Origin of the sequence: Streptomyces sp. DSM 40750 (genome assembly GCF_024612035.1) — a bacterium.
Classification (GTDB): domain Bacteria; phylum Actinomycetota; class Actinomycetes; order Streptomycetales; family Streptomycetaceae; genus Streptomyces.
In genome coordinates, this window is record NZ_CP102513.1 from 8281516 (window position 1) to 8302481 (window position 20966).

Here is a 20966-nt window from a genome sequence, read left to right on the forward strand (position 1 = left end):
ACTCCGCTGTCGGAGAGCACCGGTTCGACCGTGCCGGACACCAGGTGGACGTTCATACCTGCCCGCGTGAAGGCCGTCGTCTTGCCAGCGATGCGAGCCACCGCCTGCGCGGGGAAGCAGGCGGTTTCTTCCGTTACGGCACAGATCTTCGCCTCACCCGCTTCCCCGTGCGGGTCGCCTCGTTGGTACCTGCGGGGGACCCGTCGGTGCTCGGTGATCCCTGCCAACTCGCCTCTGAGCAGCGGGAGGAAGTGCAGTCGTGGCAGTGACCGAGTCTGCGGTGGCGCCGGTGGGATGCGAGCCCGAGCGGACACGTCCGGGACACGTGGACGAACGAGCGCGCACACGGCGGGAGCAGGGCGGAGCGCGCTCGGCGCACGAGGGGAGCCTGCGGAGGCAGGCCGCGCGTGAGTCGGCGGCGCGCACCTACGCGCGTGCCCTGCCCATCGTGCCCGTACGTGCACGCGGGCTGACCATCGAGGGCGCCGACGGCCGCCGCTACCTCGACTGTCTGTCGGGTGCCGGCGCCCTGGCCCTCGGCCACAACCACCCGGTCGTCCTCGAAGCGATCCGCAAGGTGCTCGACTCGGGCGCCCCGCTGCACGACCTCGACCTGGCCACCCCCGTCAAGGACGCCTTCACCACCGAACTGCTCCGCACCCTTCCGCCCGGTCTCGCGGACCGTGCGCGCGTCCAGTTCTGCGGGCCCGCCGACACGGACGCGGTCGAGGCCGCCTTCAAGCTGGTGCGGGCGGCGACCGGACGCACCGGAATGCTCGCCTTCACCGGTGCCCATCACGGCATGACCACCGGGACACTCCAAGCGTCCGGAAGCGCCTGCGATGCAGGGGCGGCACGTCTGCCGTATCCCCAGGACTACCGCTGCCCGTTCGGCATCGGCGGCGAGCGCGGCGCCGAACTCTCCGCCCGCTGGACCGAGTCCGTCCTCGACGACGTCAATTCCGGCGAACCACTGCCCGCCGGCATGATCCTCGAACCCGTCCAGGGAGAGGCCGGTGTCATCCCCGCTCCGGACAGCTGGCTGCGCCGGATGCGGGAGATCACCGCCGCGCGCTCGATCCCGCTGATCGCCGACGAGGTCCAGACAGGTGTGGGCCGCACGGGCCGCTTCTGGGCGGTCGAGCACAGTGGCGTCGTCCCCGATGTGATGGTCCTGTCCAAGGCCATCGGCGGCAGTCTCCCGCTGGCCGTCGTGGTCTACCGCGATGACCTCGACGTCTGGCAACCCGGCGCCCACGCGGGCCCCTTCCGCGGCAACCAGCTCGCCATGGCCGCCGGCACCGCCACCCTCGCCCACGTCCGTGAGAACGGCCTCGCCGAACGCGCCGAAACCCTGGGCGCCCGCATGTTCGCCCAACTCCGCGCTTCCACTGAGGACTTCGCCTGCGTCGGCGATGTACGGGGACGGGGCCTGATGATCGGCATCGAAATGGTCACCCCGGACACACCCCCTCCTTCCGACGCCACCGGCCCGCGCCCGCCCGCCCCCTCCCTCGCCACCGCGGTCCAACGCGAATGCCTCCGCCGCGGCCTGATCGTCGAACTCGGCGGCCGCCATGCCGGTGTCGTACGCCTCCTCCCACCCCTCACGATCACCGACGAACAGACGAACGCCGTACTCGACCGCTTGACGGATGCCATCGCCTCGGTAGCGGCCGCCACGGTGTCGCGGGGGCTGGGAGGCGCAGAGCCCGAACGGGCCAGGGGACTTGGGCGCATGCCGGGCGGATGACCACCGAGACGCCCCCAGGAGCCGACCGGAACGGCCGGCACCCCGTCCCCCAACCAGCTTCCCGGCCCCAGTGCCGGCACACACCGCCACCGCCCCACCTCCGTCCCGCACAAGCCCCCGCGCCGCACGACCGCCCCAACCCGCGACTGCCCTCCCGCACGAGCAACCCCAGGAACCGCCGTGAAGCCGCCGCCTGCCCCCGAGGCCCGCACCCACCATCACAAGACGGAAGCCCGCATCCCACAGACCCCGCCCTCGCCGAGTGCCGAGCCACCGCCTTGCCAGACCGACCCGGGACCTGACCGGATCGACCTTGGGTCCGACCGGAACGCCTCGGGATTCGGCCGGAACGCCCTGGGGTCCGATCAGTCCGAACGGGGGCCCGGTCGGTCCGAGCAGGTTCCGTGTCCTGCCACGCCGGCCCCCAGCCCAGCCGCGCTCGCTCACAAGCCGACCGGGCCACTTCCTGAGCGCATCCAGTTGGTCCCTCGCCAAACCGACGAATCCCGGACCACCGAGCCTCCGCCAGGCCCCGCCACGGACCCCCTGGACCACCCCGACCCGCACAGCGCGGCCCAGGCGGCAGCTGTCGAGAACCTGTTGCGCTGCTGGGTACGCGAGCACAACCTCACCTCCCCCCACGACGGCATCCTCCACATCCCCCTCCCCACTACCGGCACGACACTCCTCGTCCCGGTGCACTACTGGTCCCAGACCGGCTGGCACCGCTTCGGCCCCCCGCACTTCGCCCGCACCCCCGAGACCGCACCCCCTGTCGACGCGGTGACATTGGCGGCTCTGCTGGCCAGGGAGTCGGCCGCACGAGCCCCGCAGGCGACAGGCACCCACCAGCCCCGAACCACGCCAGCCCACCTCCCCGAGCCCGACACCACGAGCCAGCCGGACCAACTCGACCCGCTCGGCCGACTCGACCGTCCTGCCCAGCTCAACCAGCTTGGCCAACTCGCCCAACTTGCCCAGCAAGATCGTCTCGATCGTCTCGACCGGCCAGACCCGCTCGACCTGGTCGGAAGGGTCGCCGACTCCGCCCACCGCGTAGCCGTCTTCATCGCTGGACGCCGGGCCCAACCTGCCGATACCCCGGACCGTTTCCTCGCCGCCGAGCAGGCTCTCGTCCTCGGCCACCCGCTGCACCCCACCCCCAAGAGCCGGCAGGGGCTCTCCGATGCCGAAGCGCGGCTCTACTCTCCGGAGCTGTGTGGCTCCTTTCCCTTGCACTGGATGGCGATCGCACCGTCCGTCCTGTCGACCGACTCGGCATGGACCGAGCGCGGCCGTGTCATCCCCGCCGAACAGCTGACCGCACGGCTGGCCGGCCCGATGCTGCCGCTGCCCGACGGATACGCCGCTCTGCCCCTGCACCCTTGGCAGTTTCGTGAGGTCCGACACCGCCCGGTCGTCGCCACTCTGCTCGACGCAGGGCTGCTCCGGGACCTGGGACCGCACGGCTCCCCGTGGCACCCCACCTCCTCCGTCCGCACAGTCCACCGCACCGGCGCCCCCGCGATGCTGAAGCTCTCGCTGGGCCTGCACATCACCAACTCCCGTCGCCAGAACCTCCGCAAGGAACTCCACCGTGGTGTCGAGGTCCACCGCCTGCTGCGCACCGGCCTGGCCCAACAGTGGCAGGCGGCGCACCCCGGCTTCGGCATCGTCCGCGACCCCGCCTGGCTGGCGGTCACCGCACCGGACGGTGCCCCCGTCCCCGGCATGGACGTGGTGATCCGGCACAACCCCTTCAGTCCGGCGGACGACGTGTCCTGCGTCGCGGGACTCGTGTCACCGAGGCCGTACGCCCATGGCGAGCTACAGGCAGGCCGCTCCAGTGAGCCGCAGGAGCGCCTCGACGACCAGGAGTCAGGGCGTCTCGGCGATCCGCTCCGGCAGCACGGCGACATGCCTTCCCACGACCACCTCACCATGGGGTCGCGGCTCTCCGACATCGTCACGGGCCTCGCCGGGCGCACCGGCCGTCCTCGATGCGCCGTCGCCGCCGAGTGGTTCCTGCGCTACCTGGAGCGGGTTGTGCGGCCCGTGCTGTGGCTGGACAGCGAGGCCGGGATCGCCCTCGAAGCACACCAGCAGAACACCCTCGTCCTGCTGGACCCCGACGGTTGGCCCATGGGCGGCCGGTACCGCGACAACCAGGGCTACTACTTCCGCGAGTCCCGCCGCGCGGACCTCGACGCCCGACTGTCCGGTATCGGCGAGCGCAGCGACACGTTCGTCTCCGACGAGATCACCGACGAACGATTCGCCTACTACCTCGGCATCAACAATGTGCTCGGCCTCATCGGCGCGTTCGGCTCCCAGCGTCTCGCCGACGAGCGACTCCTGCTCGCCGCCTTCCGCCGCTTCCTCACCGACGTGGCCACCGGCCCTGCCCGGCTGAACACGACCCTTCCGGCCCGGCTGCTCGATTCACCCGTCCTGCTCTGCAAGGCCAACCTGCTCACCCGCCTCCATGGCCTCGACGAACTCGTCGGCCCGGTGGACACCCAGTCCGTCTACGTCACCATCGCCAACCCCCTCCATCTCTGACCAGCCGCCCCACTGCCCTGTGCGGCCCCAACCGTCTCCGTACTCCGACTCCCTCCAGCCCTGAGGAACATGACCCACCCGATCTCCTGAGAGGAGCGTCGCCGTGCCTCCCACCGACGCGAGCACCGACACCGGCACCGCCTCGGCCCCGAGCAACGAGGACACGCTCGAACTGCGCCTGACCGACGACTTCCTCACGCTCCTGGCCGAGGTCGGCGACTCGTGCGGTGGTAGGACGGAGGCGGGACAGGAGGCGCCCCCGGCCAACGGCGAGCTGCTCGACCACCTCGCCGACTGGGGCCCGGCCGTCACCCCGGCAGGCACCCTGCATCTCGTCCCTGTCCGCGTCGAACGGGAATTCCCGCTGATCTCCCGCTGGATGAACGACGCCGCCGTGGCCTCCTACTGGAAACTCGCGGGACCCGAGAGTGTGACCGCGGAGCACCTCCGGACCCAGCTTGACGGTGACGGCCGCAGCGTGCCCTGCCTAGGGCTGCTGAACGGCACCCCGATGAGCTACTGGGAGATCTACCGGGCGGACCTCGACCCCATCGCCCGCTATTACCCCGCCCGCCCGCACGACACGGGAATCCACCTCCTCATCGGTCCCGTGGCCGAGCGGGGGCGGGGTATCGGCTCCACCCTGCTCCGCGCCGTCGCCGATCTCGTCCTCGACAGAAGACCTTCCTGTGCCCGCGTCGTCGCGGAACCCGACCTTCGCAACTTCCCCTCCGTCTCCGCTTTCCTGAGTGCCGGCTTTCGGTTCTCCGCCGAGGTCGACCTGCCCGACAAGCGGGCCGCCCTCATGGTGAGAGACCGGCTCCTGCGCGATCTGATGTAGGTCCGATGTGGATCTGCTGTGACGCCGTCATTTCTGGTACACCGCTCGCGCCGATCCGGTTCCCGGTCGAACCGACCCGATTTCCGACCCGCGAGAATCAGCCCTGCCCGTCAAGAGACCATCGGCCTCACCCGTCGAGGGCGGCCCTGCTCGTTTGAGGCGTCCCGCTCCCCAGCCACCACGAAGAGAACCCGGTCTTGATCCCGCCCCTCACGTCCCACGCTTCCGCCTTGGTCACCCGTTTGTCAGTGGTGCCCCGTAGGGTGGTCGCGCTATGACGAAGCCCTCACTCCACGAACTCCTGCACGCTGCCGTCACCGCTGTCGGCGGCATGGAGCGCCCCGGCCAGGTGACCATGGCCGAAGCCGTCGCGGAGGCGATCGACGACGGCTCCCATCTGCTGGTCCAGGCGGGCACCGGCACCGGAAAGTCGCTCGGCTACCTGGTGCCCGCCCTCGCACAAGGGGAGCGGGTCGTCGTCGCGACGGCCACCCTGGCGCTGCAGCGGCAGCTCGTGGAGCGGGACCTGCCGAGAACGGTCGACGCGCTGCACCCGTTGCTGCGCCGCCGCCCCGAGTTCGCGATGCTCAAGGGCCGGTCGAACTACATGTGCCTGCACCGCCTGAACGAAGGCATGCCGCAGGACGAGGAAGAAGGCCTCTTCGACCAGTTCGAGGCGGCCGCGCCCGCCAGCAAGCTGGGCCAGGACCTGCTGCGGCTGCGGGACTGGTCGCAGGAGACCGAGACCGGCGACCGGGACGACCTCACCCCTGGCGTGTCCGACCGTGCCTGGGCGCAGATCTCCGTGTCGTCCAGAGAATGCCTGGGCGCCACCAAGTGTGCGTACGGCGCCGAGTGCTTCGCCGAGATGGCCCGGGAGCGGGCCAAGCTCGCCGAGGTCGTCGTCACCAACCACGCGCTGCTCGCGATCGACGCCATCGAGGGTGCTCCGGTGCTCCCGCAGCACGAGGTGCTGATCGTGGACGAGGCTCACGAGCTCGTCTCTCGCGTGACCGGCGTGGCGACCGGAGAGCTCACCCCGGGCCAGGTCAATCGCGCCGTGAAGCGGGCGGCGAAGCTCGTGAACGAGAAGGCCGCCGATCAGCTCCAGACCGCCGCCGAGGGCTTCGAACGGCTCATGGAGCTGGCCCTGCCGGGCCGCCTGGAGGAGATCCCGGAGGACCTGGCGTACGTCCTCATGGCGCTGCGCGACGCCGCCCGTACGGTGATCTCCGCGATCGGCAGCACCCGAGACAAGTCCGTCCAGGACGAGGACGCGGTCCGCAAGCAGGCGCTGGCCGCCGTGGAGAGCGTGCACGACGTGGCGGAGCGGATCACCAACGGTTCCGAGTGGGACGTCGTCTGGTACGAACGCCACGACCGCTTCGGCGCGTCCCTGCGCGTAGCACCCATGTCCGTCTCGGGCCTCCTCAGGGAGAAGCTCTTCGCGGACCGTTCCGTCACCCTGACCTCGGCCACGCTCAAGCTGGGCGGCGACTTCAACGGCGTGGGCGCGTCCCTTGGCCTGGCACCCGAGGGCACGCAGGGGGACGATGTTCCGCAGTGGAAGGGGGTGGACGTCGGATCGCCGTTCGACTACCCGAGGCAGGGCATCCTCTATGTCGCCAAGCATCTGTCCCGCCCCGCGCGGGACGGCGACCGGGCGGACATGCTGGACGAGCTCACGGAGCTGATCCAGGCGGCGGGCGGACGTACGCTCGGCCTGTTCTCGTCGATGCGGGCCGCCCAGCTGGCGGCGGAGGAGCTGCGGGTCCGTATCCCCGAGTACCCGATCCTGCTGCAGGGCGAGGAGACGCTCGGCGAGCTGATCAAGGGCTTCGCGGCAGACCCGAAGACCTGTCTGTTCGGCACGCTGTCGCTCTGGCAGGGCGTCGACGTGCCCGGGCCCAGCTGTCAGCTGGTCGTCATGGACAAGATCCCTTTCCCGCGCCCCGACGACCCCTTGATGAGCGCTCGCCAGAAGGCCGTCGAGGAGGCGGGCGGGAATGGCTTCATGGCCGTCGCGGCCACCCACGCCGCCCTGCTCATGGCCCAGGGCGCCGGCCGTCTCGTACGGGCGCAAGGGGACCGTGGCGTGGTGGCCGTACTGGACCAGCGGCTGGCGACGGCGCGGTACGGGAGCTATCTCAAGGCGTCACTGCCCGACTTCTGGTACACGACGGACCGTAATCAGGTCCGCAGGTCGCTCGCCGCGATCGACCAGGCGGCCAAGGGCGCGGAAGAGGCGGAGAAGGCAGAGGTGTGAAGAGGGGCCGTTGGCCTGTCCGGATCGGGACAGGCCAACGGCCCCTCTTCACACGGCCCAGGGACCGAGTCGCTCAGCGGGCTCCTGGACAGCCCTGGGCCCCGGAACCGGCGCAGTGGATTCCGGGGCCCGGATCAGGGGCGGGGACAGGCACGGGCGACCGTCCTCCGCTGGGTGTCAGACGCGGCGCAGGACCGCCACCACCTTGCCGAGGATGGTCGCGTCGTCACCCGGGATGGGCTCGTAGGCGGCGTTGTGCGGCAGCAGCCAGACGTGGCCGTCCTCTCGCTTGAAGCGTTTGACCGTGGCCTCGCCGTCCAGCATGGCGGCCACGATGTCGCCGTTCTCAGCGACGGGCTGACGGCGGACGGTCACCCAGTCGCCGTCGCAGATCGCGGCCTCGATCATGGAGTCACCCACGACCTTCAGGACGAAGAGCTCGCCGTCACCCACCAACTGGCGGGGGAGCGGGAACACGTCCTCGACCGATTCCTCGGCCAGAATCGGGCCACCGGCGGCGATCCGGCCGACGAGCGGCACGTACGACGCGGCCGGCTTGCCCGCGGTGTCCGTGGGCTGCGCCGAGGACTGGTCGGAGCCGCGGACCTCGTAGGCACGCGGGCGGTGCGGGTCGCGGCGCAGGAAGCCCTTGCGCTCCAGGGCCATCAGCTGGTGTGCCACGGAGGACGTGCTGGACAGGCCGACCGCCTGGCCGATCTCCCGCATCGACGGCGGGTATCCACGCCGCTGCACCGAGTCCCTGATCACCTCGATGACCCGGCGCTGCCGGTCGGTGAGCCCTGAGCTGTCCGCCCTGATGCCTGGAGGTCGGCCGGGCAGGGCTCGCTTGGGCCCTTCATGGTTCGTGGCTTCGTTCATTGCATGCACCGGCTCGAGTCGGCTCTGGGAGCGGTCCTGGGCAGTGATGGTGGCACTGTCAGCGGTGGTGGTCACGTCGGCCCCTCTCGATGGTCTCCCGTGCAGCACAACGGTAGTTGCTTTCGAAAGGTTGCGCCAAACACACGTTCGAGTGAAAAACCCTGGATTACCTGACGTGATCATGTGTCTGGGTGTAGGACTCGCGGGCCCGGCGGACAAAAGTGCTGATTGCTGTACTCTTCACCGCCGGGGCGACGGCCTTGTGGGCCACTGTCGCCGCGCGGCCCAGTCTGCCACCCCGTGCCCCGTCAGCCGGGTACCGGCCCCTTTTTCCGTGGCGCCCCACCGTATCCCCGTCCGTTCCGCGACGGTACGGCTGCGCTCCGCGACGGTGTCCCCGTCCGGCACATGCCCATACGGGCGCGACATGCGCGTCGTGGGTGGATTTACGTGCCAAGCCCTACATCTAGTGCTTGGATTGCAACAACAGCCCAGAAGTTGTGGTCCCCCGGGTCTTCGGGCTCTTGGTCATCCCCTATGCTTGGGGCTGCTTCCGCGGGGATCAAGTGGCCCGTGGGGCTATTGAATCGTGCTGTGAGGAGGGTTGGAGTTATGCACTGTCCCTTCTGCAGGCACCCCGACAGCCGTGTCGTCGACAGTCGTACGACGGACGACGGTACGTCGATCCGCAGGCGCCGCCAGTGTCCGGACTGCTCCCGTCGTTTCACGACGGTGGAGACGTGCTCGCTGATGGTGGTCAAGAGGTCCGGCGTGACCGAACCCTTCAGCCGTACCAAGGTCATCAACGGCGTCCGCAAGGCATGCCAGGGGCGCCCTGTCACCGAGGACGCGCTCGCCCAGCTCGGCCAACGGGTCGAGGAGGCGGTGCGTGCCACCGGAAGCGCCGAACTGACCACCCATGACGTGGGTCTGGCCATACTCGGCCCGCTGCAGGAGCTCGACCTCGTCGCCTACTTGCGGTTCGCCTCGGTCTACCGGGCGTTCGACTCGCTGGAGGACTTCGAGGCCGCCATCGCGGAACTCAGGGAGCAGGAGCAGCGCCCCGACGTGAACGACGAGGACGTCGAGATCACGGTCGAGAAGCGCCTGGAGAACGACCGCGGGTCCGGAGGGACTGCCCAAGTCCCCGTGCCCGCCAACGCCGCCGACTGATCGGCGGGCCGCGCCGCCGGACCGATGGGGCCGGACGGTCGGCGGCGATCCAGACCTGTCGCGAACGGCTGTGTCAGCCGGGTAGCGGCACAAGACAGAACACCGTGTCACGGGAACAACGTGGCACTTCAGGGCGTTTTCGCCCGTACAGGGAGGCGGCATGACAGAGACGGCGAGCGGTCCGGCACGGAGTTCCCGCGCCAAGGGCACCAAGGCGAGCAAGGGCCTGCGTATCGAGCGCATCCACACGACCCCCGGCGTGCATCCGTACGACGAGGTGGAATGGGCGCGCCGTGACGTCGTCATGACCAACTGGCGCGACGGCTCGGTCAACTTCGAGCAGCGTGGCGTCGAGTTCCCCGAGTTCTGGTCGGTGAACGCGGTCAACATCGTCACCAGCAAGTACTTCCGGGGTGCCGTGGGTACCCCGCAGCGCGAGGTGAGCCTCAGGCAGCTCATCGATCGCATCGTGAAGACGTACCGGAAGGCCGGTGAGGACCACAAGTACTTCGCCTCGCCGGCCGACGCCGAGATCTTCGAGCACGAACTGGCGTACGCCCTCCTGCACCAGATCTTCAGCTTCAACAGCCCCGTCTGGTTCAACGTGGGCACCCCGCAGCCCCAACAGGTCTCCGCCTGCTTCATCCTGGCCGTCGACGACTCCATGGAGTCGATCCTCGACTGGTACAAGGAAGAGGGCATGATCTTCAAGGGCGGTTCCGGCGCCGGCCTGAACCTCTCTCGTATCCGCTCCTCCAAGGAGCTGCTCTCCTCCGGTGGCAACGCCTCCGGTCCGGTCTCCTTCATGCGCGGTGCCGACGCCTCCGCAGGAACGATCAAGTCGGGCGGTGCCACCCGCCGCGCCGCCAAGATGGTCGTCCTCGACGTGGACCACCCGGATGTCGAGGACTTCATCGCCACCAAGGTGAAGGAAGAGGAGAAGATCCGCGCCCTGCGCGACGCGGGCTTCGACATGGACCTGGGCGGCGACGACATCACCTCCGTCCAGTACCAGAACGCCAACAACAGCGTCCGTGTGAACGACGAGTTCATGACGGCCGTCGAGAACGGCACCGAGTTCGGCCTCCGCGCCCGTATGACCGGCGAGATCATCGAGAAGGTCGACGCCAAGGCGCTGTTCCGCAAGCTCGCCGAGGCCGCGTGGGCCTGCGCCGACCCGGGCATTCAGTACGACGGTGTGATCAACCGCTGGCACACCTGCCCCGAGTCCGGCCGTATCACCGCGTCCAACCCGTGCAGCGAGTACATGCACCTGGACAACACGTCCTGCAACCTGGCCTCGCTGAACCTGATGAAGTTCCTCAAGGACGACAGCAAGGGCAGCCAGTCCTTCGAGGTCGAGCGCTTCACGAAGGTCGTCGAGCTCGTCATCACCGCGATGGACATCTCCATCTGCTTCGCGGACTTCCCGACCCAGAAGATCGGCGAGAACACCCGAGCCTTCCGCCAGCTCGGCATCGGCTATGCCAACCTCGGCGCCCTGCTGATGGCGACCGGACACGCGTACGACTCCGACGGCGGACGCGCCCTCGCCGGCGCCATCACCTCCCTGATGACCGGCACGGCGTACAAGCGTTCCTCCGAGCTGGCCGCGGTCGTCGGCCCGTATGACGGCTACGCCCGCAACGCCGACGCCCACAACCGCGTCATGAAGCAGCACTCCGACGCCAACGGCACGGCCGTGCGCATGGACGACCTGGACACCCCGGTGTGGGCCGCCGCCACCGAAGCCTGGCAGGACGTGCTCCGCCTCGGCGAGAAGAACGGCTTCCGCAACGCGCAGGCGTCCGTGCTCGCTCCGACCGGCACCATCGGCCTCGCCATGTCCTGCGACACCACCGGTGTCGAGCCGGACCTGGCGCTGGTCAAGTTCAAGAAGCTGGTCGGCGGCGGCTCCATGCAGATCGTCAACGGCACGGTCCCGCAGGCCCTGCGCCGCCTGGGCTACCAGGAGGAGCAGATCGAGGCGATCGTCGCCCACATCGCCGACAACGGCAATGTGATCGACGCCCCGAGCCTCAAGCCGGAGCACTACGAGGTCTTCGACTGTGCCATGGGCGAGCGCGCCATCTCCCCGATGGGTCACGTCCGCATGATGGCCGCGATCCAGCCGTGGATCTCCGGCGCCATCTCCAAGACGGTCAACATGCCGGAGACGGCGACCGTCGAGGAGGTCGAGGAGATCTACTTCGAGGCCTGGAAGCTTGGCGTCAAGGCGCTTGCGATCTACCGCGACAACTGCAAGGTCGGCCAGCCGCTCTCCGCGAAGACCAAGGACTCGGAGAAGGCCGAGATCACCGAGAAGGCCGAGGAGACGATCCGTACCGCGGTCGAGAAGGTCGTCGAGTACCGCCCGGTCCGCAAGCGTCTCCCGAAGGGCCGTCCCGGCATCACGACCTCCTTCACGGTCGGCGGCGCCGAGGGCTACATGACCGCCAACTCCTACCCGGACGACGGTCTCGGCGAGGTCTTCCTGAAGATGTCGAAGCAGGGTTCGACCCTCGCGGGCATGATGGACGCCTTCTCCATCGCGGTCTCCGTCGGCCTCCAGTACGGCGTTCCGCTGGAGACGTACGTCTCGAAGTTCACCAATATGCGCTTCGAGCCGGCCGGCATGACGGACGACCCGGACGTGCGGATGGCGCAGTCGATCGTCGACTACATCTTCCGCCGCCTGGCGCTCGACTTCCTGCCCTTCGAGACGCGCTCCGCGCTCGGTATCCACTCCGCCGAGGAGCGTCAGCGCCACCTGGAGACCGGCTCGTACGAGCCCGCCGAGGAGGACGTCGACGTCGAGGGTCTGGCGCAGTCGGCCCCGCGGCAGACGGACCTGAAGGCCGTCGCCACGCCGAAGGCCGGAGCCGAGGTGGCCGTGCCCGCCCCGAAGCAGGCCCACACCAGCGCCGAGCTGGTGGAGATGCAGCTGGGCATCCATGCCGACGCCCCGCTGTGCTTCTCCTGCGGTACGAAGATGCAGCGGGCCGGCTCCTGCTACATCTGCGAGGGCTGCGGCTCGACCAGCGGCTGCAGCTGACTCCCCGAAGTCATCCGGTCTAACCGGAACTCGACGCATCTGCTGAGGTCTTGGTGATGCTGGGTTTGTGAGGAGGTCCGACCTTTTGGTCGGACCTGCTTGCTGTTGCCGCAGGGCCCACGAAGAATGCGATCACCGGCCGGAACGGCGAGAGGTCAGCAGAGACGAGCTGCGGGTGCTCTTCGACCATGTCGACGACGGGTTGAAGAACTCGTGGCCGCCAACCACAAGGGTGCGGCGGCCGCCTGGAGAAATGCGACCATGTTCAAGGTCCAGTACGCCACTGGCGTACGTGCGGGCGAGCTTGTCAAGCTCCAGACCTGCGACTTGCTACCCCATCCGGTTGCACCGCAGTTCGGCCGTCTGGCCGTCGTGCGAGTCCGCTGGGGCAAGCGCAGCAAGGGTGGTACCTACCGCCAGTGCGGAGTGCAGATGGTCTTGGACTGGGCGGTCGAGGCGCTTCGCGTCTACCTGGAGGACATCCGGCCGGTCTTCCCCGGAGGGCCTTGGCTGTGGCCCTCCGAGCGCTGTGACGGCTCCGGCCGTCAGCAGCCGCTCACGACCCGTACCTATCAGAGTGCCTTTGCAGAGCGCCGCGATTCCTGCGGTCTGGACACGAACCTGACACCGCATTGCCTGCGCCACAGCTATCTGACACACACCGCTGAGGCAGGCCGCGATGCCGCGTGGCGGCAGCGCCAGGCCGGGCACAAGCTGGCATCGACGACCTCGAACTACATTCACGTCGGCGAAGATCACATGAACCGTGAGATGACGGCGGCAATCGCCGACCTGACCGCGCGGACCCGTTAGCGGCGTCGGATGAACCATGGCCCAGGCGGCAGCCAGGAATGACGTCGGCGGTACTGCGCGAGGGCCGCTGGTGCGGATCATGCCTTGGGGGCAGGCGGTTCGGTGGCAGCTGCCGGTGCTGATGGCCAATGCCCAAATCCGGTTCGCCAAACAGGTCCATGAACTGCTGACGGCCCAAGGGGTCCAGATCGGGCACAGCCGCGTTCACGAACTGGTGACCCAAGCGCCGGCGCGACTCACCGTCGAGGTTCAGTTCGCGCTCTGCCGGATCTTCGATTGCACGCCGGCCGATCTGTGGGCTGACCTCGGGCAGGTCGTGGCTGATCACGAGCCCGACCCGGCCGCCCGGGAACGGCTGCGCGCTGCGAAAGTCGTTCGCGCTGGCGAGTTCCTGTGACGGCCGGCAAGACCGCGGCTGAGATGGCGGACGCTATTCACGGCCGCCTTTCGGGCGCGACGCTGGACGCTGTCGCCGCCGCTATTGAAGCTGCCGGACTGGCCCAGAGCGGTCTTGCGCTTGGACAGCAGAGGGACCCCGGCCGTGTGACGGCCGGGGTCCTCTGCCTCGTGCAGGTGTCGGCTCAGCCGCAGCAGTCGCAGCCGGGGCGGCAGCCGCAGGCGTCTGTCTCCTCGCCGGCGGCCGGAACCACCGCGGTGGGTCGGTGTCCGGACGCGGTCAGGAGTTCCGGTTCCACCTCTTCTTCCGCGATGCTCTCCACTCAGGTCCAGGCGTCGATCGAGAAGCTGCCGCCCGCGGGGCCCCGGACGACCGTGGCGGTCAGTTCCCTCACCCGGTCGGCAGGTACCGGAACGCCCGGGGCCTGGTAGATCCATTCCATCGTCTTGTCCAAGCTCACGTCCTTGGGCACTTCCCCGAAGTAGGGCTTGCAGTAGACGGGTGTGCCTGGTCCGCTGCGCCAGCTGTCGGCGAGCGTGCCGATGTCCACCGCGTCGTAGCCGAGGATGTCGAGCAACTCCACGACCTCCGTCTTGGCGGCGGCATCGTCGCCGGCGATCGGCATGGCACTGCGGTCCGGGGCACCCGAGGGGCGGGCCAGGCTGGACAGCTGGCTGGAGACGATGTTGCTGGCCGCCTTGACCGCACGGGAGTCGGCCAGGTGGCGTTGCACCAGCTCGCTGGTCGTCAGCTCGTTGGCGTCCAGCTCGGCGATGCGGCCGTCGCGCTCCGGGTAATAGTTCAGCGTGTCGATCACGATTTTGCCCGCCAGCGGCTCTGCCGGGATCTTCTCGTAGGCGCTCAGCGGGATGGACACCACCACCAGGTCCCCGGCCTCGGCGGCCTCGGCGGGGGTGGCCGCACGGGCGCGGGGGCCGAGTTCGGCGACGAGACCGGCGAGGGACTCGGGGCCGCGGGAGTTGCTCAGGACGACGTCCAGGCCTGCGGCGACAGCAAGGCGGGCCAAGGTGCCGCCGACGTTGCCACTGCCGGTGAAGCCGAGTGTCTTGCTCATGGTGCTCTGTTCTCCCATGGGATGAGGAAACGCCGGACCGGCCACAGCCACGAACCGTAACCGGACCGGCCGGTCACTTTAACTATCGTGCCACCTAACCGGACCGCCCGGTCATGTTGCGTAGAGTGGACCCATGAGCACTGAAGAAGAAGCCGTTGCAGCGCCGCCCGCGCGACGGATGAGGGCCGACGCGGTGCGGACGCGCAAGGCACTGCTGAAGGCTGCCGCGGAGGTGTTCGCCGAGCACGGCGCCGAAGGGTCCGTTGCACAGATCGCGGCACGGGCGGGTATCGGAAAGGGAACCGTCTTCCGGCATTTCCCCACCAAGGAGGACCTGTTCGCCGCGATCATCAGCGAGGAAATCGACGGGCTGGTGGCAGTGGGCCGCCAGCAGGCCGAGCAGGCCGACGCCGACGCCGCCCTGCTGCAGTTCATGAGCGCGGGCGTCGATCTCTACGCAAACAACCGGGCGCTCGCGGAGGCACTCCGTATGGTCTCGGATGTTCGGCACCCGGAGATACAGGCCGGACAGGAGCAGCTGATCGCAACAGCCGAGTCACTGGCGCGGCGGGCGCAACGCGACGGCTCACTCCGTGCGGACCTGAACGGGCAGGACGTGATGCTGCTGATCTGCGGCGTGTACTACACCGCCGCACCCTTGCTGGCTGCCGATCCGTCGGCCTGGCGGCGCTACCTGCGGCTCACCTTCGACGGCATGTGCGCCACCGGCACCGGGCCTCTACCCCCGGCACTCGTCCACAACTCCTTGCTGCCGACGGTCCGGTAGGGCCGACCGGCATGCGCCAGAAGGTCACGCGCGGGCTGCCGACACAACCGAATCCGGCTCCTACAGGTCTCCGCTCTTCCGGCCTCCTGACCGCTGCCCTCACGGACTGTGTGCCAGAACCCCGAACCCGTGAACGAGACCACTCCGTCGCCTGGGATGAGTCGAACTCGGCGTACCTATGACTCCCAGCAGGTCCCAGTAACATGAGCGCCTTCCGGGCGTGAAATGACTGATCACATCGGTGCGGGGAGCCGCGAAACGCGGCTCCCCGCACCGGCGCGTTGATCAGCGGGGCTTCAGTTCACCCGGATCTCCAAGCGTCTCGCTATCAGATCGGTGTCGCGGTACTCGGTGAGTGCCTGCAGCTTTCCGTCTTTGATGGGGCAGACCCAGCAGTACGCGTTGTGGTACGGCTTTCCCATCGGGGGTGGTGGGGGACCCTCCGGGCAGGAGGATCAGGACTCCCGGCGGCCGCCCATGATGCGGACGAAGGTCGCCGGGTCCTCGTCGTAGCCCTGGATGCCCGGGTGGAAGGTCCATTCGCCGGTGTCGTCACGGGTGAACTCGGCGACGGTCGCGGCCATGGAGCCGAGGACGCCGCCGAAGTCGTTCTCGGCGAGGACCGTGTAGTCCTCACGGATGCGCAGACCGGGCTTGTGGACGTTGACGAAGGTCTTGGGGCCGGATCCCTGCTGTATGGCGACACCGATGACGACCCGCCCGTATCGGCGGTCGAGGCGGTTCAGCTCGACCGTCATGACCTCGTCCCAGCCGAAGCCCTGGCCGTTCTTGCTGTCGCGGTTGAGCGTGATGGTGCCGTCGGGCGAGCGGCTGTCGAAGTGCACGACATAGGCGGGACTTCCGGTCGGATCGGCCGCCGGGTAGGTCGCCGCGATGATGTCGAGATCCGTGGGCGGCTGTCCGGCGGGGCTCGGATCCCACTTCACCGACACCTCGACCTTGCGGATGCCCTTGTTGAGGCCGTTCAACAGAACTCTCCTCCCCGTTCTCCTGTGCTTGCGGGCCGAACTGCCTGGCGGTCCAGGCCAGTTGCCCATCCTCGCATGTGCGCGGTGGCGCTCGCCCGGGTGCAACCGGCCGGAGAGTGACCGGCGCCACGCTCCGTGGCCTTACCATGGCGCGGTGCTGGTCAAGTGGATTCGCTGCACCGTGGTGGACCGCCGCGGTTTCGAGCGGGGGCAGCGAAAGTGGGCGGGGCTTCTGGGGGAGCCGGGTTTCCGTGGACAGGGTGGGGGCTGGAGCCGTGCGCGACCCGGAGTGGCACACATCTTCTCGTTCTGGGAGAGCCGAGCCTTCTACGACTCCTTCATGGCGCGCTCCCACGACCGGCTCGCCGCCTCGCAGTCGGGCACCTTCAAGGACATGCAGGTCAAGCTCTTCGACCACCGATTCGACGTGAAGACCGGTTTCGAGCCGCGCTTCACGGACTCCGACCTGGTGCGCGTGGCGCACTGCCGTGTCCACGAGGAGCGGGCCGAGCACTTCGCGCTGATGCAGGAGAAGGTCTGGAACCCGGCGATGGCCGGTTCCCCGGGCATGGTGCGGGGCCTGTTCGGCGAGGCGCCCGGCCACGAGTTCATGATCCTCTCCATGTGGCAGTCGGCCGCCGAGCACGGCAAGTACCGCGTCGAACGCATCGAACGCCTCGCTCTGCGGGCCCAGCTCGAAGCCGACGTCGCCGCTCTGGCGGGAGATATCGTCGAACTGGAACCGAGCTGGACGGTTTGAGAGCCGGACCGACGAGTCGGGAGTGAGTCCGGAAACCGGACGCACGAATCGGGCCTTCTGATGTGCGGGACTTGTGTGACGTACGCCGTATGGCACCCGGACGAGTGCTCGATCCGCCGTCGTCCCCTTTAGGGTCTTGGCATGGCACGACCACGGCGCATCATCCTTGTCCGACACGGCGAGTCAACGGGCAATGTTGATGACACCGTGTACGAGCGCGAGCCCGACCACGCCCTCGCGCTCACCGATCTCGGCTGGCGGCAGGCGGAGGAGACCGGCAAACGGATCCGCGACGTCCTCGGCCGCGAGCGCGTCAGCGTCTACGTCTCCCCGTACCGCCGGACGCACGAGACGTTCCAGGCGTTTCATCTGGACCCCGAACAGGTGCGCGTGCGCGAGGAGCCCCGACTGCGCGAGCAGGACTGGGGCAACTGGCAGGACCCCGACGACGTACGACTCCAGAAGGCCTACCGGGACGCGTACGGGCACTTCTTCTACCGCTTCGCGCAGGGGGAGTCCGGCGCCGACGTGTACGACCGGGTCGGCGGTTTCCTGGAAAGTCTGTTCCGCAGTTTCGAGGACCCGGACCACCCGCCGAACGTCCTGCTCGTCACCCATGGGCTCGCCATGCGGCTGTTCTGCATGCGGTGGTTCCACTGGACGGTGGCGGAGTTCGAGTCGCTGTCGAACCCCGGGAACGCCGAGATGCGGATGCTCGTTCTGGGAGACGACGGCCGGTACACGCTCGACAGGCCGTTCGACCGCTGGCGCGACCCGGAATCGTATGGGGCCACCAGTTAGAGTGGCAGGGCGATGACCGCTGACTCCTCTTCTGATGGCCGCCTGGAGCGTGCCCTGGCCAGCCTGCGCGGACTCGCGGTGGGGGACGCGCTGGGCTCGCAGTACTTCGTGCCGGTGAACTACCCGCTGCTCAAGCGCCGCGAGACCCCGCCCGGACCCTGGCAGTGGACCGACGACACCGAGATGGCCTGTTCCGTCGTGGCCGTCCTCGCGGCCCACCACCGGATCGACCAGGACGAGCTCGCCCGCTCCTTCGCCGTGCACCACGACTTCGACCGGGGCTACGGTCCTGCGGTCAACCGCCTGCTGCGCCTGGTCCGCGAGGGCGGTGACTGGCGCGAGCTCGCCTCCGCGCTCTTCAACGGCCAGGGATCCTGGGGCAACGGCGCGGCCATGCGCATCGCCCCGCTGGGCGCCTGGTACGCGGACGACCCCGAGCAGGCGACCCACCAGGCGGAGATCTCGGCCTACCCCACACACCAGCACCGCGAGGCTGTCGTCGGCGCCATGGCCGTCGCGGCGGCCGCCGCCCTCGCGGCCGACCCGGCCGGACCGCCGAGCGCCGGTGCGCTGCTCGACGGCGTCATCGCGCTCGTCCCGAAGAGCGCCGTCGGCGCGGGTCTGCGGCGCGCCCGGGACATGCTCGACTACGCCGACGCGGACACCGTCGCCGCCGTACTGGGCTGCGGACGGCGTACGACGGCGCACGACACCGTGCCCTTCGCGCTCTGGTCGGCGGCACGCGCCCTCGGCGACTACGAACAGGGCTTCTGGACCACGGCCCAAGTGGGCGGCGACGTCGACACGACCTGCGCGATCGTCGGGGGAGTGGTCGCCTCCGGGAAGGCCGGGGCGCCTCCCGAGGCGTGGGTGGAGCAGACCGAGACGTTTCCGGACTGGATGCGGGTGGGATAGCCGACCGAACGGGACGCGATTCCCAGGCTCCCCCTGTCCCAATCGCCTCAACTGTCACAGGAGTGCCACAGTGCGCTCCTCGGCCGTCGTGGGTGCTCTCCTGCGGCATACCCTGTCGGCCACGCCGCTTGTGGATCATGACGAGACGCGGCGACGAGATACCGGCCACGTGCCTTCTGCCGCAGCTGCACGCTGCGTCCGGTGGGCGGTGAGGGCCGGTCGGGGGAGGGGGTCCCATGTCCGAAACACCGTCGACACCAGCCGCGTCGGAGCCCGAAGGCCCGGTGCCCAGGGCGCGGGCTGCGACCGAAGAGGGTCGCCCGGGGGCGGCAGTGACCATGGATGCCGTACCGGGGCGCAAGGCGGGCGGCCCCGGACCGCTGTCGGGCGGACCGCCCCCGACGCCTGCGCTGATCGACTTCAGGCCTGACGATCCCGCGCCGATCCGCACCGCGACCCTGTGGGCCGCCCTGGCCACCGGCGTCCTCAGCATGCTGCTGCTGGGCGAGGGACTGGCCGTCAACATAGTCGTCGTCGCCGTGCCCGCCACGCTCGCCGTGTACTTCGCCGGCCGGAGGGCGGGCCGCCGCCCCCGCCCGTGGGCGCTCGTCTGGGGCGTCGGCGGGCTCGCCCTGCTGACCGTGCCCGCCTTGCGTGCTGCCGAGTGGCCCACGTTCTTCGCCGTCGTCGCGGCCCTCGCGGCGGGCTCGCTCGCGCTGCACGGCGGCCGCACCTGGCCCGCCGTCCTGCTGGGCCCGATCGGTGTGTTCACCTCGCTGGTCACTGGCCCGGCCTGGGCCTGGCAGGGGCTGCGCGAGCGGCTGGGTGGCGACCGGGGCCGGCTGGCGCCGCTGCTGCGGGCGCTGGTCGTGGCCGCCGTCCTGCTCTTCGTCTTCGGCGCGCTGTTCGCCGGCGCCGACGCGGCCTTCGCGGACCTGCTCGGCGCTCTGGTGCCCGACATCTCCGTGTCCGACGGGCCCTGGCGGATCCTGCTCCTCGCGCTGGGACTGTTCGGGACCCTCGCGGCGGCCCGTACGGCGGCCGCGCCCGCCCACTGGGACCGGGTCCAGGTGCCCGTGGGACGCGCCCGGGGCCGCGTCGAGTGGGCGCTCCCACTCGTCGGGCTCGTCGCGCTCTTCGCCGTCTTCAACGCCGTCCAGCTCGCTGTGCTCTTCGGTGGCTACGACGCCGTCCTGAAGGAGACCGGCCAGACATACGCCCAGTACGCGCGCCAGGGGTTCTGGCAGCTGCTCATGGCCACGCTGCTCACCCTGCTGGTCATCGTGATCGCCCTGCGCTGGGCCCCGCGCACTCGATCGAGTGACCGGACGCTCGTGCGTGGTGTGCTGGGAACCCTGTGCGCGCTGGCGCTCGTTGTCGTGGCATCCGCTGTGCGGCGTATGGACATGTATGTGGAGGCCTACGGGCTGACGAGACTGAGGATCTCCGTGATGACCATGGAGCTCTGGCTCGGCCTGGTCATCGTGCTGATCATGGCCGCCGGTGTGTGGGGGGCCCGCTGGCTGCCGCGTGCCGTCGCGGCCAGTGCGGTCGCCGGAGTGCTCGCGTTCGGTCTCGTGTCGCCGGACGGAATGATCGCCGAGCGCAACGTCGAGCGGTACGAGACCACGGGCCGTTTCGACCTCGAGTACGCGAGGGGGCTGTCCGCCGACGCCGTGCCCGCCCTGGACCGGCTGAAGGAGCCCATGCGGTCGTGCGCGCTGTGGGACATAGACGCGGACCTGGAAGACCGGGCCAACCGCCCCTGGTACGCCACGAGTTGGGGAGAGGCCGAGGCCCGGCGCATTCTGGAGGCACGTCCGGTGTCGCCGGGAGCGAGCGGACCGGCGTGCGGAATGCGCGAGGAGGAGGCGCTGTACCCCTGAGGAATCGCAGGGTG

17 protein-coding genes are annotated in these 20966 nt (G+C 69.3%); 13 read left to right on the plus strand and 4 right to left on the minus strand.

Annotation, left to right across the window (positions count from 1 at the left end; genetic code table 11):
- Positions 1–259 precede the first annotated feature (259 nt).
- The 4 genes from JIX55_RS36820 to JIX55_RS36835 all read left to right on the plus strand — a co-directional run bounded on the left by JIX55_RS36820 (position 260) and on the right by JIX55_RS36835 (position 7422).
- Entirely contained in the window at positions 260–1753 is a 1494-nt protein-coding gene (locus JIX55_RS36820) for a diaminobutyrate--2-oxoglutarate transaminase family protein (RefSeq protein ID WP_443046613.1), read from the plus strand.
- A 480-nt stretch (positions 1754–2233) separates the two neighbouring features.
- A complete protein-coding gene (locus JIX55_RS36825; RefSeq protein WP_257567538.1) occupies positions 2234–4315 on the plus strand; it encodes an IucA/IucC family protein in 2082 nt (693 codons plus the stop codon).
- 103 nt (positions 4316–4418) lie between these two features.
- On the plus strand, positions 4419–5156 hold the full coding sequence (locus JIX55_RS36830; RefSeq protein ID WP_257567539.1) for a GNAT family N-acetyltransferase: 738 nt from the start codon (positions 4419–4421) through the stop codon (positions 5154–5156).
- A gap of 274 nt (positions 5157–5430) precedes the next feature.
- Positions 5431–7422: an ATP-dependent DNA helicase gene (locus JIX55_RS36835; RefSeq protein ID WP_257567540.1), complete on the plus strand. Its 1992-nt coding sequence runs from the start codon at positions 5431–5433 to the stop codon at positions 7420–7422.
- A 177-nt stretch (positions 7423–7599) separates the two neighbouring features.
- Here the strand turns inward: JIX55_RS36835 and lexA are convergent, their stop codons facing one another.
- Positions 7600–8376, minus strand: coding sequence for a transcriptional repressor LexA (gene lexA, locus JIX55_RS36840; protein ID WP_020114122.1), 777 nt, complete (start codon positions 8374–8376; stop codon positions 7600–7602).
- 537 nt (positions 8377–8913) lie between these two features.
- Between lexA and nrdR the strand changes: the two genes are divergently transcribed.
- The 4 genes from nrdR (at position 8914) to JIX55_RS36860 (ending at position 13739) form a co-directional block, all read left to right on the plus strand.
- Positions 8914–9474, plus strand: a complete 561-nt coding sequence (gene nrdR, locus JIX55_RS36845) for a transcriptional regulator NrdR (protein ID WP_257567541.1) — start codon at positions 8914–8916, stop codon at positions 9472–9474.
- Between the two features lie 160 nt (positions 9475–9634).
- A complete protein-coding gene (locus JIX55_RS36850) occupies positions 9635–12529 on the plus strand; it encodes a vitamin B12-dependent ribonucleotide reductase (protein WP_257567542.1) in 2895 nt (964 codons plus the stop codon).
- Positions 12530–12742: 213 nt separating this feature from the next.
- Positions 12743–13342, plus strand: a complete 600-nt coding sequence (locus JIX55_RS36855) for a tyrosine-type recombinase/integrase (protein ID WP_257567543.1) — start codon at positions 12743–12745, stop codon at positions 13340–13342.
- A 16-nt stretch (positions 13343–13358) separates the two neighbouring features.
- The gene (locus JIX55_RS36860; RefSeq protein WP_257567544.1) at positions 13359–13739 is read left to right on the plus strand and encodes a helix-turn-helix domain-containing protein; all 381 of its coding nucleotides are present in this window, start codon (positions 13359–13361) and stop codon (positions 13737–13739) included.
- Positions 13740–14061: 322 nt separating this feature from the next.
- On the opposite strand, the gene JIX55_RS36865 is transcribed toward JIX55_RS36860, so the two are convergent.
- Positions 14062–14814, minus strand: coding sequence for an NADPH-dependent F420 reductase (locus tag JIX55_RS36865; protein WP_257567545.1), 753 nt, complete (start codon positions 14812–14814; stop codon positions 14062–14064).
- Positions 14815–14947: 133 nt separating this feature from the next.
- Between JIX55_RS36865 and JIX55_RS36870 the strand changes: the two genes are divergently transcribed.
- Positions 14948–15601 (plus strand): TetR/AcrR family transcriptional regulator, encoded by a 654-nt coding sequence (locus JIX55_RS36870; RefSeq protein WP_257567546.1) that lies wholly within the window; start codon positions 14948–14950, stop codon positions 15599–15601.
- A 296-nt stretch (positions 15602–15897) separates the two neighbouring features.
- Here JIX55_RS36870 and JIX55_RS36875 read toward each other — a convergent pair whose 3' ends face one another.
- Both JIX55_RS36875 and JIX55_RS36880 read right to left on the minus strand, forming a co-directional pair.
- Positions 15898–16023, minus strand: a complete 126-nt coding sequence (locus tag JIX55_RS36875; protein ID WP_257567547.1) for a hypothetical protein — start codon at positions 16021–16023, stop codon at positions 15898–15900.
- Positions 16024–16056: 33 nt separating this feature from the next.
- On the minus strand, positions 16057–16590 hold the full coding sequence (locus tag JIX55_RS36880) for a TerD family protein (RefSeq protein WP_257567548.1): 534 nt from the start codon (positions 16588–16590) through the stop codon (positions 16057–16059).
- Positions 16591–16744: 154 nt separating this feature from the next.
- Between JIX55_RS36880 and JIX55_RS36885 the strand changes: the two genes are divergently transcribed.
- The 4 genes from JIX55_RS36885 (at position 16745) to JIX55_RS36900 (ending at position 20952) form a co-directional block, all read left to right on the plus strand.
- Positions 16745–17350: a YdbC family protein gene (locus tag JIX55_RS36885; protein WP_257567549.1), complete on the plus strand. Its 606-nt coding sequence runs from the start codon at positions 16745–16747 to the stop codon at positions 17348–17350.
- A gap of 141 nt (positions 17351–17491) precedes the next feature.
- Entirely contained in the window at positions 17492–18151 is a 660-nt protein-coding gene (locus JIX55_RS36890; RefSeq protein ID WP_257567550.1) for a histidine phosphatase family protein, read from the plus strand.
- 12 nt (positions 18152–18163) lie between these two features.
- Entirely contained in the window at positions 18164–19066 is a 903-nt protein-coding gene (locus tag JIX55_RS36895) for an ADP-ribosylglycohydrolase family protein (RefSeq protein ID WP_257567551.1), read from the plus strand.
- A gap of 236 nt (positions 19067–19302) precedes the next feature.
- Positions 19303–20952, plus strand: coding sequence for a DUF4153 domain-containing protein (locus tag JIX55_RS36900; protein WP_443046614.1), 1650 nt, complete (start codon positions 19303–19305; stop codon positions 20950–20952).
- The last annotated feature ends 14 nt before the right edge of the window (positions 20953–20966 follow it).